General features: G+C 34.1%; 17 protein-coding genes and 1 tRNA gene. 2 read left to right on the top strand and 16 right to left on the bottom strand.

Features of this window, described 5'->3' with window-relative positions:
• Positions 1-171 precede the first annotated feature (171 nt).
• Positions 172-246: transfer RNA gene (locus C3E88_RS07920), tRNA-Glu, on the top strand.
• Between the two features lie 57 nt (positions 247-303).
• Here the strand turns inward: C3E88_RS07920 and C3E88_RS07925 are convergent.
• Positions 304-1650: an APC family permease gene (locus C3E88_RS07925; RefSeq protein WP_236909636.1), complete on the bottom strand. Its 1347-nt coding sequence runs from the start codon at positions 1648-1650 to the stop codon at positions 304-306.
• 82 nt (positions 1651-1732) lie between these two features.
• Positions 1733-3442 carry an FAD-dependent oxidoreductase gene (locus C3E88_RS07930; protein ID WP_236909637.1) on the bottom strand — a complete coding sequence of 570 codons (1710 nt, stop codon included), beginning with the start codon at positions 3440-3442 and terminating at the stop codon, positions 1733-1735.
• A 227-nt stretch (positions 3443-3669) separates the two neighbouring features.
• On the opposite strand from C3E88_RS07930, the gene C3E88_RS07935 reads away from it, so the two are divergent.
• Positions 3670-4563 (top strand): LysR family transcriptional regulator, encoded by an 894-nt coding sequence (locus C3E88_RS07935; protein WP_236909638.1) that lies wholly within the window; start codon positions 3670-3672, stop codon positions 4561-4563.
• A 59-nt stretch (positions 4564-4622) separates the two neighbouring features.
• Here C3E88_RS07935 and C3E88_RS07940 read toward each other — a convergent pair whose 3' ends face one another.
• The 14 genes from C3E88_RS07940 to C3E88_RS08005 all read right to left on the bottom strand — a co-directional run bounded on the left by C3E88_RS07940 (position 4623) and on the right by C3E88_RS08005 (position 17582).
• On the bottom strand, positions 4623-5900 hold the full coding sequence (locus C3E88_RS07940) for a YeeE/YedE family protein (protein WP_236909639.1): 1278 nt from the start codon (positions 5898-5900) through the stop codon (positions 4623-4625).
• A gap of 167 nt (positions 5901-6067) precedes the next feature.
• Positions 6068-7063 (bottom strand): ATP-binding protein, encoded by a 996-nt coding sequence (locus C3E88_RS07945; protein WP_236909640.1) that lies wholly within the window; start codon positions 7061-7063, stop codon positions 6068-6070.
• Complete coding sequence (locus C3E88_RS07950) at positions 7056-8165, bottom strand: DnaD domain-containing protein (protein WP_236909641.1); 1110 nt, start codon at positions 8163-8165, stop codon at positions 7056-7058. Before C3E88_RS07950 ends, C3E88_RS07945 begins: the two co-directional genes overlap by 8 nt.
• Positions 8166-8179: 14 nt before the next feature.
• Positions 8180-9388 (bottom strand): HD-GYP domain-containing protein, encoded by a 1209-nt coding sequence (locus C3E88_RS07955; protein WP_236909642.1) that lies wholly within the window; start codon positions 9386-9388, stop codon positions 8180-8182.
• Positions 9342-9989, bottom strand: coding sequence for a GNAT family N-acetyltransferase (locus C3E88_RS07960; protein ID WP_236909643.1), 648 nt, complete (start codon positions 9987-9989; stop codon positions 9342-9344). Before C3E88_RS07960 ends, C3E88_RS07955 begins: the two co-directional genes overlap by 47 nt.
• A 126-nt stretch (positions 9990-10115) precedes the next feature.
• A complete protein-coding gene (gene dnaB / locus C3E88_RS07965; protein ID WP_236909665.1) occupies positions 10116-11453 on the bottom strand; it encodes a replicative DNA helicase in 1338 nt (445 codons plus the stop codon).
• Between the two features lie 13 nt (positions 11454-11466).
• Entirely contained in the window at positions 11467-11913 is a 447-nt protein-coding gene (gene rplI / locus C3E88_RS07970) for a 50S ribosomal protein L9 (RefSeq protein ID WP_236909644.1), read from the bottom strand.
• Positions 11910-13910: a DHH family phosphoesterase gene (locus C3E88_RS07975; protein WP_236909645.1), complete on the bottom strand. Its 2001-nt coding sequence runs from the start codon at positions 13908-13910 to the stop codon at positions 11910-11912. The genes rplI and C3E88_RS07975 overlap by 4 nt, the downstream gene beginning before the upstream one ends.
• A gap of 20 nt (positions 13911-13930) precedes the next feature.
• Complete coding sequence (locus C3E88_RS07980) at positions 13931-14881, bottom strand: YybS family protein (protein WP_236909646.1); 951 nt, start codon at positions 14879-14881, stop codon at positions 13931-13933.
• 18 nt (positions 14882-14899) lie between these two features.
• Positions 14900-15217, bottom strand: coding sequence for a MazG-like family protein (locus tag C3E88_RS07985; protein ID WP_236909647.1), 318 nt, complete (start codon positions 15215-15217; stop codon positions 14900-14902).
• A gap of 101 nt (positions 15218-15318) precedes the next feature.
• Positions 15319-15582 carry a 30S ribosomal protein S18 gene (gene rpsR / locus C3E88_RS07990; protein ID WP_236909648.1) on the bottom strand — a complete coding sequence of 88 codons (264 nt, stop codon included), beginning with the start codon at positions 15580-15582 and terminating at the stop codon, positions 15319-15321.
• The gene (locus C3E88_RS07995; RefSeq protein ID WP_236909649.1) at positions 15560-15991 is read right to left on the bottom strand and encodes a single-stranded DNA-binding protein; all 432 of its coding nucleotides are present in this window, start codon (positions 15989-15991) and stop codon (positions 15560-15562) included. Before C3E88_RS07995 ends, rpsR begins: the two co-directional genes overlap by 23 nt.
• A gap of 20 nt (positions 15992-16011) precedes the next feature.
• Positions 16012-16296, bottom strand: a complete 285-nt coding sequence (rpsF, locus tag C3E88_RS08000; RefSeq protein ID WP_236909650.1) for a 30S ribosomal protein S6 — start codon at positions 16294-16296, stop codon at positions 16012-16014.
• Positions 16297-16487: 191 nt separating this feature from the next.
• Entirely contained in the window at positions 16488-17582 is a 1095-nt protein-coding gene (locus tag C3E88_RS08005) for a Leu/Phe/Val dehydrogenase (RefSeq protein ID WP_272878503.1), read from the bottom strand.
• Positions 17583-17680 lie beyond the last annotated feature (98 nt).

Genomic DNA, 17680 nt, shown 5'->3' on the forward strand with positions numbered 1-17680 from the left:
CTAGTTATTTCTTTTTGAGTCATATTAAATATCTCCTCTCTCATATATGACATTTTATCAGAATGAATTTAATATGACATTATCATAGAATAATAATATTAACACAAAATCTTACTTGACAAACTAATTTTTTTGTAGTAATATTAGTTTGGTTCGTCCCAAAAAATTTATGGCCCCATGGTCAAGCGGTTAAGACACCGCCCTTTCACGGCGGTAACCCGGGTTCGAGTCCCGGTGGGGTCACCATGTAAATAAAACATAAATAAACAAGCTACAGCATATGCTGTAGCTTGTTTATTTTAATTATCCATTATCTTTAGAGGTTTGAATTTTAAATGAAGAGACTACTTTTATATAAAAAACAACCCCCAATACTATCCAAAGAACTAAGGCTAGCAAGGATTCTTTACCTAGAGCTGCAGGAGATGAAGGTATTAGTAGTAAGGCTATGGTTAAAATAGAAGCTATCACACCTAGTACGGACATGATCTTTCTGAATAAAGTATCCCCTAATCTAAAGGCAATAAGACATACATAGAAATATGCTATAGCTGCCCCTAGAGATGACATATCTACTATCCATAGTATTACTTCTCGGCCAAACCAAGGGGCTATTAGACTTATGGCTGTTGCAAATAGAATAGCGTTTTTAAATACTCCATTTTCATTTACATAGGCATATCTTTTAGGTACCATATGGTGATTAGCTATGGCTCCCATCAGCTTACTAGTGGATATCATAAAACCATTAATACCAGAGGTAACTGCTGCAGATAAGGCTATAACCAATAATAAAAATCCAAATCTGCCTAAAGTTGCTAGAACCCCTGTACCTAATGCCCAATCTAGTGCTGCTGCCTCCTCCGGTGAATATACCAAAGCTGTAGTCAGGTTGAGTATGGAGTACATTAGGCTTCCTATGGATACAGATGCCACTGCAATTACGGAAGCTTTTTTAGCCCCAAAATCAAATTCCTTGCATATCTGAGGGATGTTATCAAAGCCTACAAAGGCAAAGGGAGTAATAGCAAATACCTTCAATACTTCTCCTAATTTGAATTCATAATTATATATATAATTGTTTAAAAAATTGGTTCTATCTACCTTCATAAACATGGCAATAAATACGCTAAACACCAATAGAACCAAAGTAAGGGCAATCCTATTTTGAACCTTTGCAGATTCCTTTATCCCTTTGATGTTTACATAAGCAAATAATACTACTATAAGGCTAGATACTATTATCTCTCCAATATATACTTCATATCCGGCTATACTATATAGATATCCAAATTGAAATACATCTCCAAATATCTTCCTCATGACCAAGGGAAAGGCAGTGCCATTTAAGGGGATAATAGTTAAATAGGCCAGCAACAAAAACCATCCTACGATAAATCCATGATTTCTACCACAATATTTGTAGGCAAAGGAAAATTCTCCTCCTTCATCATTATGGTTTTCTAACATAATGTAGTAGCTACTTTGAATAACTATGATAAATAAAGCACCTAATAAAAGCCCTAGCGTAGTGTTAATTACCCCTGCTTCCTTTAAAAATTTGGTTCCAGGTAGCATAAAGGAACCCCAACCAATTATGGAACCTAATACTATTGAGAAAACGTCTATTTTACTTAAACGGGGTTTCATATTTTTTCACCTTTTCCTACTTATAAAATAGGTTATGCAAAATATCCAGTATTCTGCATAACCTTACAAGCTTAATATCTGTTTACTCGAAATTATAGGCTGTTACTATTGGCTCTCTACCTGTAGTCTTATCATTAAAATATTCATAGAAAGATAATCCCATGAAACTTCCCGATACATTGTATACATTGTCAAATCCCATATGTTGAAGAGCCATTACAGCATTATATGATCTCTGGCCAGATCTACAATGTAAGTAAACGGGTCTGTCCTTTGGTATTTCCTCTACCCTGTCCCTTATCTCCCCTAAAGGTATGTTTACTGCATTGATTATATGACCTTGTTCATATTCATCTTTATCCCTAACATCTATAATATATGCTCCTTGATTTACTAAATCCCTAATCTCGTGGACATGGATTTGTTTAAAGCAAGAGTGTAGTATGTTCAAACCTACTAAAGCTGCAAAATTTACTACATCCCTAGCTGTACCAAAGGGTGGTGCATAACATAGTTCTAAATCCTTCAGATCTTCAAGGGTCCCGTTGAACTTAATCAAAGTTGCAATAACGTCTATTCGTTTATCTACATTCCCTTTTCCAATAGCCTGGGCTCCTAGTATCCTACCTGTTGGTACTTCAAATATTAACTTAAAATGTAGTGGCTCACTATCGGGCATGATACCTACTTTATCACTAGGGATTATCATTACTGTATCGTAATCTATCTGCATATTGGTAGCCTCGATTAGTCCTTCAGTTAAACCTGTAGAAGCACCATTGTAGTCAAATATCTTGATTACAGAAGATCCTATTACACCAGTATTGTTTACAGGTCTTCCATATATATGATCAGCTGCTGCTCTAGCTTGTTTCTGAGCAGGCCCTGCCAGTGCTAATTTACTCTGGGAGTGTAGTAGTCTATTATATACCTCTATAGCATCTCCTACAGCATATATATCTGGATCCGATGTCCTAAAGTTTTGGTTTACAGCTATGGCACCAGTTTTTCCTAATTCCAACCCTGCTTGTTTTGCTAAGGTTGTTTCTGGGCTTACACCTATAGCCATCACAACAGCTTCTGCATGAACTTTCCTTCCAGATTCCAATACTACCGTATCCTTTTCAAATTTTTCAACCTTGTCATTTACTATTAGCTCTATTCCCTTGTCATATATTTCTTTATGTAGTATTTGAACCATATCGTAGTCAAAAGGTCTCATTATTTGAGGCATAGCTTCCACTATAGTTACATTGTAACCTGCTAATTTTAGGTTTTCTGCCGCTTCAATCCCTATAAATCCTCCACCGATTACTGTAATATCCTTACAATTGTTTTCCTTTATGAATACATTTAATTTAGCTATATCTACTACATTCCTTATGGTGAATAAGTTAACTTCATCTATTCCTTCGAAAGGTGGTACTATAGGATTGGCACCAGGAGACAATATTAGCTTGTCATATTTTTCCGTGTACTCTTCTCCTGTTACAACATTTTTCACCTTGACTTCCTTGTTTTGTCTATCTATTGCAATAACTTCGCTGTAGACTCTAGCGTCTATTCTATATTGATTGTAGAAATCATCTGGTTTCATCAAAATCAAATCTTCATGATCTTCAATTAAACCGCTTAGATGGAAAGGCAGTGCGCAGTTAGAGAAGGATACATGAGGTCCTCTTTCAAACATTATTATCTCACAATCTTCATCTAATCTTCTGATTCTGGCTGCTGCTGAAGCGCCACCAGCTACACCACCAACTACCAAGATTCTCTTAGGCTTTTTTACCATTGAATATTCCCCCTTAATTTTAGGCTTTAACATATTTATAATATTTTGAAAATATATGATATAATAGGATACAGATTGTAAATTCAATTAGTTAAAAATTTAATTATCTTATCTATATATTAATATAAAAACCCTTATCTGAGTAATAAATAGTCATTATACACGATAACTCTTTTTTATATGTCTAAAGTTGAAACTCTTATAAAACAATTTTAGGAAGTGAAAGTATGAATTTAGATTATTTAAGATCCTTTTACGTAACGGTAAAGTGCAATAGTATTTCCAAGGCTGCAAAGGTATTACATCTTACCCAGCCTGGGTTAAGTATGCAGATCCAAAATTTAGAGGACGAAATTGGCGCCACTCTTTTGGAAAGAAGCAACAAAGGGGTAGAATTAACAGACGAAGGTAGAATCGTATTTGAACATGCTACTACTATGCTTTCTTTACAGGACAATATTAAAAAAAGCCTTAGGGATCTGGAAAAGGATAAGAAAACCCTTTCCATATGCGCCTGTAAAAGCCTTGGGGAATATGTTCTCCCCTGTAGCATATATACCTTTAGGGAAATATATACAGATGTAGATGTAAAATTAGAAGTATATAATACTAACACAGTAATAAAAAAGTTACTAAGTCATGATACCAATATAGGAATAATTACAGGATTTCATGAATTTAAAAATATTACTACAGTGCCCATATTGTCAGATAGATTGCTATTAGTCAGTGGTCCTTATGAAGAGCATAATGAAATCTACATAGATGAAGTATTAAATATACCCCTTATACTTAGAGAAGAGGATTCTAACAATAGGGCAGTTTTAGCCAATATATTGTTAAAACATGGCATCAATATAGATGACTTAAATATAGTTTTATCATCCAATTCTCCTGAATCCATAAAATCTACCGTAGCCTCTGGACGAGGGTTTGCCTTTTTACCCGAGGTAGTGATTAAACAGGAGTTGAGACGAGGCATATTGAAACAGATTGAGATCAAAGATTTCGACGCCAATTTTAGCTATTATTTCGCCTATAGAAACAATTATGAATTTAAAGGCTATGAAAAAACCTTTAAAAATTTTATAACTTCCAAGAAGAGATGTTTCTGTTATTAAGTGGAACAGTGAGGTGGGACAGTGGAAACGGTTCTCACTGTCCCCCACAATCCTAAAGTTTAAGCCTCTTTGGCTGTACTTCTTGCATCCTCTGGAAATGCCTTTTCGTAGATCTTAGAACCTATTATCCCTCCTATAGTCATAGCTACTAGGAAATACCAACCGGAAAGGGAAAAGTTGCATATTCCTGAATATAGTGCTCCTACATTACAACCCCTAGCTACCTTTGCTCCATATCCCATAAAAATTCCACCTAGTGCGTAAAATAACACGTCTTTACCTTTGAAGTTAAAATTAAATTTAAAGCGTCCCGCAAGTAATAAGGCGATGGTAGCGCCAAATATCATGCCGATATTTCTTATGGATACAGGATGATTCATAAGCCCATTGTTCACCGTCTCCAAAGATCCTGCTAAAGCTGGATTAGATGAGAAATCGATTCCAAACTTTTCAAATAGCCACACTCCCCATAAGGTATAGGGTCCTGAAGCACCCCAGCTAGAACCTGTTGTATTGATAATAAATATGAATACCAATGTTATAAGTATAGCACCAGTAGTAAAGGACCATCTTTCAATAAATAGTCTATGATAGGTTTCCTTGCTAAATAACTTAAACTCCTTAGGTGCTGGAAGAGGTCTTTGCCATTCTTCGTAAATTTCTTCAACATAAGTTCCTTCTCTTTTTCTTCTGTCTTCATATCTCCTAGTAAATACATATAATAAGCATAACAACAATAGGGAAATAATAACTGACCCTATATATCCAAATACGTCTGGTAGATATACTGTAGTTCCAATCCTTGAAAATACGCTTTCTGCCCACCAAGGCCCTCTAACTGTACCCAGTATACCTCCTATACAGAAAAACAATACAACTATCCAAGCTCGGGCCTCTCCTTCTCCTGAGTCAGTCAATGTACCTGAAGCACATCCACCGCCAAATATCATGCCTATTCCAAATATGATTCCTCCTATAATAGTAGATAAGCTTGCAGATTGAATATGTCCAGATCCAGGTATAATAGTTTCACCTTCTGCTGCCTTATAGGCTACAACTGCACCTTTTTGGGCTGCCCCATAGTGTATTCCTGCTGTAGCTATTAAAGATAGGGCAAACATCAGTAGCAATGCTTTGGTCAAAGAGCCATCCCCTGTGAAGTAGATTTTTCTAACTCCTCCTGCAAATCCATATCTAGATCTAGTTAGTATGTAACCAAGCATTAGTCCAGTAATTAAAGATAAGGTTAATTTACCATCCCTGGAGTTAAGGGATATTGCAAAAACTATCATTAGGACCAAAACCAAGATGCCAATAAACACTTGATTCCTCTTCATAGATAATCCCCCTTTAGAATAATTTTAACTGGAAACTTAAATACATGATATTGTGAAAATAATATCTACTTGTCTATATTTTAACATCTTAACCATTGATTGTATAATAAACAACAGTTATATATAATAAGACTATTTTATAGGCAAAAAAAAAGCAGCAATGCTGCTTATTTGGCCTCCCATCTATAATATCTTAAATCTGGCCCAAAGAACTTTAGAGGTATAAACTTCTCCAATACCCTAGAGAACACCCTATCTGTATAGATATTGGATATTTCATCTGGCGTTAGATTTGTAGATATGATGGTTTTAGTACCATCTATTAATCTGGTATTAACTATATTAAATATTTCCGCATTGGTAAAGGCATTAGATAGTTCAGTACCTAGGTCATCGATTATTAGCAAATCTGCGTGGAATAGTAGATCATATTCATAATCTTCAAATCTATTTTCTGCCCTTCCAAACCTTCTTTTTTCTATGATTTCAAGTATTTTAAAAGCTGTTTGATATATTACGATCTTGTTCATATCCAATAATGCCTTTGCTATGCAATTGCACATGAAGGTTTTCCCCAAGCCGGTACTACCATAGAATAGTAAATTTTCTTCATTTTTTTCATTGAAGTTGTTTACATAGTCTACACATATATTGGATATATACTCCATATTTTCCCTAGGGGTTATACTTTCCCCTTCAAAAGGCTCATCTGGAAATATATTTATATTAAATGTATCAAAGTTTTCCTTCTTTAGAACGTTCTCAATATTAGACATCTTGTAGGTTTCGCTTATAATAGCCTGTTTCAAACAATTACATTTTTCTCCACTGGATAGATATCCAGTATCTTCACATTGATCACATTCATATTCAATATCCAAATAACTTAAAGGTATGTTGTTTTCCGTAAGCAAATAGGCTTTTTCCATTCTTAGTTCTTCTATTCTTTTTTTTACCGATTGAAAATTTTTTTCATAATTATTTGGATCTTCTATAACTGCTTTAGACATTGCTAAACCAGTTTCCCATATTTCCTCATCTATCTCTTTTATCTTAGGGACCTTTCGATATACCTTTTCTTTTCTTATCCTTTGTTGATAAATGGCATCGTCTCTCTTTTTTTCATATTCCATCAATATATCCTTTAGTATCTGACTATACATCATTCAATTCCCCTTTTATCTTAGAATACTTAGAATAATATTCTTCACGTTTTCTTCGAGCAATATCTTCTAGTTGTTCAGCAGAGTAGTTAGAAGTCCTCTGTTCAAAGTTATGAAATTTGTTTTTTGATGTTCTAGTCCTTCTTTCTGTTCTCTTATAACCTTGTTCTTTCTTAGGAGGTCTTATATCTTTCTCCTCAATATCCTCTAGGCTCTTAATTCCCTTTTCATACCAGGAAGATAAAACTCCATCTATATAGTTTACGCTAGGATTAGAAGTTTTTTTGGAATTTTCACAACCCTTAAGGACTATTTCCATTGTGAATTTATATTCTTCAAACCATTTATCTATTACTTTCATTTCACCTTCCGTAGGTAGTCTACCTCCTATACCTAAAGCCTTCATTATCCGTTCATATCTATAATGCTTTTCGTCTGTAGCCTTTAGATGTTCCTGTAAAGCCTCTACATTTGTTATTCCTTGATCATACCAATTTCTAACTATTCCAGCCACATAATTGATATTTCTTTTGCCTTTCTTTTCTACAGCGTGGAAAAAGGCTTTTTCAATAATATCAGGATTCATATTATAATTATGTACCCATTCTAATACCTTTCTTTTCTCATTAGGCACCAATTGTCTCCTCATAATATAATCGATGGAATTAAACATCTCATTTATACGAGGTATTTGATTAGCACCTACCAAATCCTCTACGGAGCAGGTGTAATTTTTAGTAATTGCTTCTTCACTCATATCGATTGGCTTGTAGTTGTTTTTTATATATAGCTGTTTTAGATTTAAAAATTTAACCTTATAATCATATTTATCCTCTGAGTTAACTGGCATTTTTTCTATTATACCCTTTCCTTCCCAAAAGTCCCAGGCACTTAGTACATCTATTAATGGTATGTTTAAATGCTTTGCAATGGTCTCATTGTTTACCTCAATATTTTCATCCTTATCATGGGCATATTTATATCCTAATAGATATACCTTTACGTAAGTTCCATTAGCCATAGGCATAAAATCGTTTATGAATATATTTTCAATTGGCGTATCGCCTAAATCGATATCTGTAGTTTCAATAGTAAAATTCATTATTTCACCTCTAATTACAATACTACTTGTTTAAAATCGGACAACATGCCTTTGTCTATATATCCTTTTTCTGCCATATCCATCATGATATCTATGGCTTTGTTAGGTGCTAAGCCTTTTCTATAGGGTCTATCTTCTGTTAATGCTTGGAATATATCTGCAAAAGCTATTACTTGGTCTTCTTTAGTCAAAGATTTGTCATCAAGCCTTTCTGGATACCCTTTACCATTCAGCTTTTCATGATGATTTCCAGCCCATTCTGCAATATCTTCTATGCCTTCTATCTGTTTTAATATCAACTTGGTGTAATAGACATGAGATTTAATTAGAGAAAATTCCTCTTTAGTCAACTTGCCAGGCTTCTCAAGTATTGTTGAAGGCACTATGAATTTACCAATATCGTGTAAATTTGCTGCAATAGTAAGCTTTTCTATCATTAATGGATTATAACCTAAATAGGTGGTAAAATTACTAGTTATATTGGAAACTCCTCTAGAGTGCTCATAGGTAAACCTACTCTTAGCATCTATCAACATGGAAAAGGCTTCTGATATTTTATGTAGATCAAAAATATTGATATAGGTATTTTTCCCTGGTTCGATTAATTTTAAAGCTTGATGGATATTTTCGGATTTTAAATCTAACCAAAACTTTTCCCTAGCAATAACATCTAGCAGTTGATGACATATATGAGTATTAAATGTAGTATTCCTATGGTTATCTAACCATTTATATATGATATCTATATCCTTTTTTTCCATTCCGATCTCAGCTTTTCTTACAAAGAATAATTCAAAATGGTCAGCTATATGGATTATCTGAGAACCTAAAGGTATTTCATCCCCTTTTAAGCTATAGGGGCCATTACCATCCCATTCCTCATGATGATATAATATATACTGTTTTATGCTATCCCTTAAAGGTAATCTATCTAGTATCTGATACCCAAAAGCACAGTGTTCCTTTTTCAAGGTATCATCATAGTGAATTTCAGCAATACTGTAGCGAGATAAATCACCTGCCATGCCTATATCATGAATTAAAGATGCATAATATATGTCTATTATATCTTCTTCCGGTAAGTCCATATTTCTAGCAATAGTAAAAGCTATGTAAGCGGTACGTCTTGAATGTCCAAAATATCTGTTTTCTGAAATATCTAGTGCATAAGATAAACTATTTAGTAATTGTCCTAGTTTGATCTCCAACTGTTTTTCCGTCAACTTCTTCCCCCTCTTTTAAATAGGTTTTTTTGTCTATTTTCATCTTGTAGATATAATTATATACTTTTCCATCCTTTAATACAAAGGAAGATTTCTCTTTTAAAAAGTATGGATTTTCCAAATCTAAATTCTGATCGAAGAACTCATCTATATATATATCTACTATGCTAAATCCACTTTTTTTATAGCATCTAATGGCTCTTTTATTGAACTTAGCTACCTCTAGATACATCCTTTTCATATTCATATGGTTGAAATAATAGTCTAAAAATGTCAAAATTCCTTCCGTTCCATAGCCTTGATTTATAAAGTTTGGATCAAATACTATGCCCAGGGTGGCTTCTCTTAATATCCACCTTATCTGTTTAATTCCCATATATCCAATAAATCTGTTATGTTCATTAAATACGCTATAATATTTTTTGTTGTATCCCATAGTCTTATAATGGTACCATTCTATTATTTCATCATCCCTTAAAGGAGGCATATTGTAGTCAAATAATAGGGGATTCTCATGAGTTCCCCAATCCCTCATAAGATAAACATGTTCCATTTCCATCGGAACTATCCTTATTCTATCTCCTTTCAATTCCATTTTCATTACATCCTCCATATTAAGTTATAGAGAAAATTATTACTTCGAAACAGGAGTTTCGAAGTAATAATTTTAGTTTGAATTACGCCCTAGTCTTCATTACTATATTTACCCAATTAGGTCCTCTTTTAACTATCCTCTAATATTTTCCTTGTTTAGGAATTTTGTAAATTCTTTCTTCCATACTAACTCTACAGTACCTGTTGGGCCATTTCTATGTTTTGCAATAATCACTTCTCCAATATTCTTCTTGTCCGTATCTTCGTTATAGTATTCATCACGATATAGAAACAACACCACATCTGCATCCTGCTCTATAGCCCCTGACTCCCTTAAGTCTGAGAGGATAGGTCTATGGTCTGAACGCAATTCAGGAGCACGAGAAAGCTGTGATAAGGCCACTACCGGACATTCCATTTCCTTAGCTAAGGCTTTAAGACCTCTGGATATAGCCGATATCTCCTGTTGTCTATTTTCATGTCTACTTTCTGCTTGCATTAACTGTAAATAGTCTATTACTATTAAATCCAGGCCCTGTTCTATTTTCAATCTCCTACACTTGGCCTTCATCTCCATTAGGGATATACCTGCCGTATCATCGATAAATACTTTTGCTTGGGATAAAGGTGCCATTGCATTTATAATTTTCATCCATTCTTCCTCATCAAGCCTGCCACTAATTATCTTCTGCAGGTCCACATGGGATACAGAACTTATCATCCTCTGTACTAATTGTTCCTTAGACATTTCCAAAGAAAATACGGCTACACTAGCATCAGCTTTTATAGCTGAATTGGTAGCTATATTTATGCCTAGTGCAGTTTTCCCCATAGATGGCCTAGCAGCTAGTAATATTAGATCGGATTTCTGCATTCCAGATAGTTTGTTATCTATATCTATAAATCCAGTAGTGAGTCCCGTTAGTTCACCTTCATGGGCAGCCATTTCTTCTATTTTAGAAAAGCTCTCTAATAATACTTCCTTTATAGGTGCAAAACCTTCCCTATGCCTTCCTTGGGTGATATCAAATATATTCTTTTCTGCCTGTTCTATGATGCTATTGACCTCTTCGCTATCCTCATAGCTCTTAGCCATTATCTCGTCGCAGGATAATATCAACCGCCTGAGTATGGATTTCTCCTCTACTATATCACAATAATATTTTATATTAGAGCTTATGGCTACCCCTCCTGATAGACTTGCCAGATAGGTAACCCCTCCTATGTTTTCTAAAGTACCTCTCCTTCTCAACTCTTCCGATAAGGTAATAATATCTACCGGTTCGTTTCTATTATATAATTCAACTATGGCTTTAAATATTTCCTTATTCGCTTCCTTATAAAAATCATCAGGGCGAAGTTGTTCTATGGCGGTGTTTATAGCCTCTTGATTGATAATCATAGCTCCTAGAACGGATTGTTCCGCCTCTAAACTATGGGGAGGAATTTTCCCCAACACTTGTGCTTCTATTGGAATCACCCCATTACTCTTCTGTTACTTTTACTGTTAGTCTAGCTGATACCTCTGGATAAACCTTTATTTCTACATCGGTAGTACCTAGGGTTTTAATATTATCTTTTAATTCGATTTTCCTTTTGTCTATGTTTATTTTATGTTGGGCCTTTAGCGCATCGGAAATATCCTTTGATGTAATAGAACCAAATAGCTTTCCGCCTTCACCAGCTTTACCTTTTAATTCTAAATTTAATGATTCTATTTTTTTCTTTAGCTTTAAAGCTTCTTCATGTTCTTCCTTTTCTCTAGCTTCTTCCGCCTTTTTTCTTTCCTTCCATTTATTCATATTTGTTGGTGTAGCTTCTATTGCTAATTTTTTAGGGAATAGATAGTTTCTAGCATATCCATCTTTAGCATTAACCAATTCTCCTTCCTTACCCAATCCTTTTACGTCCTTTAATAATATTATTTTCATTCCTCATCACCTTCCTTAAAATATTCTTCTATGGTATCTATTAAATGTTTTTCCCCTTCATCCATGGTAATTCCCTCTAATTGAGTTCCAGCACTAGTTAAATGCCCTCCCCCTCCTAGCTTTTCCAATATCAATTGAACACTAATATTGCCTAGGGATCTACCACTTATATGGATTTTACCTTCTGACAAGGTCAATACGAAGGATGCTTCTACTCCATTTATATTGAGAAGATCGTTAGCAGACTGAGCCGCGATTAATACCGAATCTTCCATATCCCTTTCCAATCTTCCTATAGCGATTTTATTAAATATTATCTTAGAATTTTTAACCACCTCTGCCTTGTTTAAAAACGTATTGTAATCATCTCTAAAAAACTGTCTAACGCTAGTGGTATCTGCTCCTGCTCTCTTTAATATGGAGGCAGCTTCAAAGGTTCTAACGCCGGTTTGAAAAGTAAAGTTTTTAGTATCCACAGTTATCCCTGCCAATAGGGCATCTGCTTCAAATTTGGTCATCTCCATTTTTTCAGACATATAATACAATATTTCCGTTACCAATTCACATGTAGATGAAGCATAAGGCTCCAAGTAGGTAAGGATTGGGTCCTCTATAAATTCAGCTCCTCTCCTATGGTGGTCGATCAACACTACCTTATCCGTCAAATCAAGAAGTTCTGGCGCTTCTGTAAAGCTAGGCTTATGATTATCTACTACTACCAGTAGGGAGAATTCATCTACCATATGAATTGCTTCTTCTGGAGTTAGGATCAAATCCAAATACTCTGGTGCCTCGGATTTCATCCTTTCGTATATATTTTTAATGGAAGGGTTCACATCTGCCAATACTAAATATCCCTTCTTGTTTCTATTTCTTGCTGCTCTAATTATACCTATACTAGCGCCAAAAGAGTCCATATCTGCCGTTTTATGTCCCATAACGAACATTTCCTCCGATTGGTCTATAAGTTGTCTTAGAGCATGGGATATAACCCTGGACTTTACCTTGTTTCTTTTCTCTATGGCTTTGGTTTTACCGCCATAAAAGCTTAGATTGTTGTTTTCCTTAACTACCGACTGATCTCCGCCTCTACCTAATGCAATATCTATGGCAGCTTTTGCATATTCATAGGTTTCATTTGGATTCTCTCCATTTACTCCAACTCCCATACTAAGGGTGATGGGTATGGTATTGCCCTTGTTTATTTCTCTAATGTTGTCTAATATATCAAACTTCTTATATTGTATAGCCTCTAAGTTTTTATTTTCAAGTATTAGTAAATACTTATCATTTTCATATTTTCTCATAAATCCATTGTGCATAGCTGCATAGGCACTTATGGTCTTATCTATTTCAGCCAATACCAAGGGTCTGTTTACTTCCGGGGTGGTGCTTTTTACTTCATCATAATTATCTACATAGGCTAAGCAAATAGCTATTTTTTCTTCCTTATATTTAACGTCTAAAACCACCCTATCCGTATTGTCTACCCAATACAACATGAGTATATTGCCTTTTTTGCTTACGGATTTTTTAATATCCACTATATTGTAATATACCTTGTAGTATTTTCCTTTGTATTCGATATCTAGTGGTTTTTTGTCATCTTTCTTTATAATATCTTCTGCCTTTATTTTAGGTACAAAATCCCCTATTTTATTGTTCAATATACTATCTTCATCTATCATGGCAGAAAATCTAGTATTGTACCAATTTATAGTCCCATCCTCTTCCAATATTACTAGTGGAAAGGGCATATTGAATACTGCATGTTTAGTTGCTGAATCAAATTCCTCTGCTAAACCCTCTATATATTTAGTCCATTCCCTTTCCTTGTCGTGGATGGTCTTGTTGTAATGATATATTAAGTAGGCTAAAGCTATAGCCCAAACAAAAGCTAATATAGGCTGATAATATGCAATTATAGCTATTAAGCATCCAATAATTATCAGATAAAGTTTTGTATCCTTCCATTTAAATAAATTTTTGTTCTCCATAGCAATCCTCCTATTGGGATTTAGGCATTCTTTTCAAACTTTCTAAAATCTATTATGGCATCTAGTATTCCTACAAAGGTTATTATTCCTCCTATAGGTAATACAAAAATAAAGAATAGTAGGATCAATATTCTAAATAATCTCCCTATATTCCTTTTAATCAACCTGTAATCTATTACGGATAATCCTTGACTAAAAAACATAAAGGTTGCAAGTACTGTGATATTTAACAGTACCGTCTCATAATAGGACAATTTCAACCATTTAAGCAAAAAAGCTCCCAAAAACATAATACCCGTTCCCAATAATATATTGCTTGGCAATCTAAATTTTGAAAACCTAGGAATGGATGCAATTCCGTATCCTATTTTTCTAAGCATTACTGAAGATACGAAATAGTTTAAATAGGCTGTAATTAGTGAAAATATCATAATTATTGAAGGTATGATTAACAATACATAATCAAAAGCACTTTCTAAAAAATCTTCAACTTGCAATATCTCATAATGGGACATTTGCATATCCTTTAACCCTTCTATTTGGGTATTTATGGTTTGAGTAAAAAATTCATCTAGCTGATGAACTATGCTTACACCGACCATATCCTTTATTAAACCCAATATCAATAAAAAGGATGCCAGTGAAACTAAGGTAGTGATTATCATAGTTTCAAGGGGCTTTTTTCTATTTGCAATTAGATAGTTAAGAGAAACGCTTAAGGGTGAAAAAGCTAGCAACACGAATATACCAGATGTATTATCCGTTACCAAACCAATAAAAAAAGCTGATACTATAATACTTATTATATTATAATTTAGTCCATATTTAACCCCTAATACTATAAAAGGTGCAGGATATAAAAGTATAATCCATGGTATATAATACATTCCTAATAACATTAATATTGTAGATATTCCAATTGTCAATATGATTTCAGCAATTTTACGACCTGTATTCCCATCTATCTTCATACTTTTTCACCCCTATTCTCAATTTTTGTTTATATACTCCAGCAGCTGACTTAGGTCTCCATACCATTTTTCAATTTTATGGTCCTGTATTATATTTAATTTAAGTTTATCCTGAAGGCTTAAATTTATATCTTCATAATCTAATCCTAATCGTTTGCCTAATAAATAGGATAGAAGTATGACATTGGATATCAAATCCTCCATATCTTCTTTTGCATTGTCTTCCCCTTTTGCCAATATTTCGTATAGATTAGCAACGGAGGTCAATATTTCCGATTTTAGCCATTCTATAGTCCTAAGGTTTTTGATTACATCCATATGATTGTTATCTTTCATCTCTTCACCCTTTTTTATATATCAAATTTAATTAATAGTCTTATTAAGATAATACAGAGTAAAATATTATATGTCAAACAAAAAAGAGAGGTTATCCTCTCTTAGTCCGCACTATATGGTAATAGTGCTATTTGTCTTGCTCGTTTTATAGCTCTTGTTAGCTCTCTTTGATGTTTTGCACAGTTACCAGAGATTCTTCTTGGAAGAATTTTACCTCTATCAGTAACATATTTTTTTAATTTATTGATATCTTTATAATCTATATGTTCAGATTTATCTGCACAAAAACTGCAAACTCTTTTTCTTGGTCTAAATCTTCTTTGCACCTGTCTTCCCTCCTTCTTAGAATGGAATATTGTCGTCATCTATAGGTTCGAATCCATCGATATCAGGAAAATCTGTACTGGAATCTCTAAAGTTTGAGTTATTGTCATCAGCCCATTCTAAAAATTCCACTCTTTCTGCTACTACCTCTGTAACATATCTTCTAGTACCATCCTTAGCATCATATGATCTAGATTGTATTCTTCCCTGAACAGCAGCTAGCAACCCCTTCGATAGATAATTAGCACAGTTTTCTGCCTGTCTTCCCCATACGACAATATTAATAAAGTCGGCTGTTGGTTGTCCTTTACTTTCAAATTCCTGTCTTTTTTCCTTGGAAAGCTGCTTATCTACTGCCAAACTAAAAGTAGATACTGGGGTTCCTGTATTAGGTATATACCTTAATTCTGGATCCCTTGTAAGTCTTCCAATTAACACAACATTATTCAACCAAAACACCACCTTAGCATTTATTCATCTTCTCTAACTACCATATGTCTCATTATGTTGTCAGATATCTTCGCTACTCTGTTTAACTCTTCAACAGTTTCAGTATTGGTTTCAAAATTAATTATTACATAGTATCCTTCAGTTCGATCGTTGATCTCATATGCTAGTTTTCTAATTCCCCATTCTTCAACATTAGTAACAGTACCATCAGATTCAATGATACCCTTAAGTCTATCTAGTAATTGATTTCTCTTTTCCTCTTCAAGACTTGGTACAAAGATAAAAACTGCTTCATATTTTCTCATAGTATTCACCTCCTTTTGGACTAACGGCTCTACACAAATAGAGCAAGGATATATCTATAGAATTATACCATTAATAATAAATATGTGCAAGAAAAAGTTAATATCTTTCTAAGTCCTATAACTAAATTATATCGTACCTGTTCCAATAAAAAAGCAGGCCGTTAAAAAAAGACCTGCTTTTATTATCTTAATTATCTTCTAGTTAATATATCGTGTTCTGTTCTAATAAAATTACTTCTTATTTCTTTCATAGTCGCAATTCTTTCTTCGGCCATTCTATCTGCTGCTTCAGCTGTCGTAATATCTTCTTCCTTGGCAATATCATATACTAATCCTATTTGGTCATATATTCTTGATGCATTATCCAATGCTCTATCCCTATTATATCCTAGTAGTTCATCTGCTACATTTATAACTCCACCTGCATTTGCTATAAAGTCTGGAGCATAAATGATTCCTCTATCTTTTAGCATCTGACCATGTTTTTCAATATCATCTAATTGATTGTTGGCACTCCCACATACAGCTTTAACTTTTAGTTTTGGAATTGTTTGATCATTTAATATAGCGCCTAAAGCACAAGGTGCAAATATATCAGCTTCTACTTCAAATATTTCATCTACCCCTACTTTTTCAGCACCAAAATCCTTTACGACTCTTTCTACTGCTTCCTCATTAATATCAGTAACAATCAGCTTAGCTCCTGCTTCGTGCAAATGTTTGCATAAACTATATGCAACACTTCCACATCCTTGAACGGAGACGGTCTTACCTTCTAATGAATCATCTCCAAAAACTTCTTTAGCAGTTCGCATCATAGCTCTGTAAACACCAAAAGCTGTTACTGGACTTGGATTTCCTGAAGAACCGTAGCTTTCAGATATACCTACTACATAATCAGTCTCTTGATATATAAAGTCTAAATCTTCCGGTTGACTTCCTACATCTGCTGCTGTTATGTATCTACCATTTAAACTTTCAACAAATCTACCAAAAGCCCTTAACATAGCTTCTGTTTTGTCTTTCTTTGGATCTGCAATTATTACTGATTTTCCTCCACCTATATTTAATCCTGCTGCTGCATTTTTGTAAGTCATTCCCTTAGCTAATCTCATTGCATCGACTAGAGCTTCTTCCTCTGAATCATAATTCCAAATTCTACACCCTCCTAAAGCTGGTCCTAAAGTTGTGTCATGAATAGCTATAATAGCCTTCAACCCTGATGCCTTGTCTTGACAAAAAACAATTTGTTCAAATTCGCCACTTTCCATTTTGTCAAAAATCATAGAGTGCACCTCCTGAAATATGGATTAATATCTATGACTACATTATAACAAACATATAATTTAAATACTAGCATTTTGACAAAATAACAAAATAAAAC

The sequence above is a fragment of the Clostridium sp. Cult3 genome, assembly GCF_021655115.1.
Lineage (GTDB): Bacteria > Bacillota > Clostridia > Tissierellales > Tepidimicrobiaceae > PPXY01.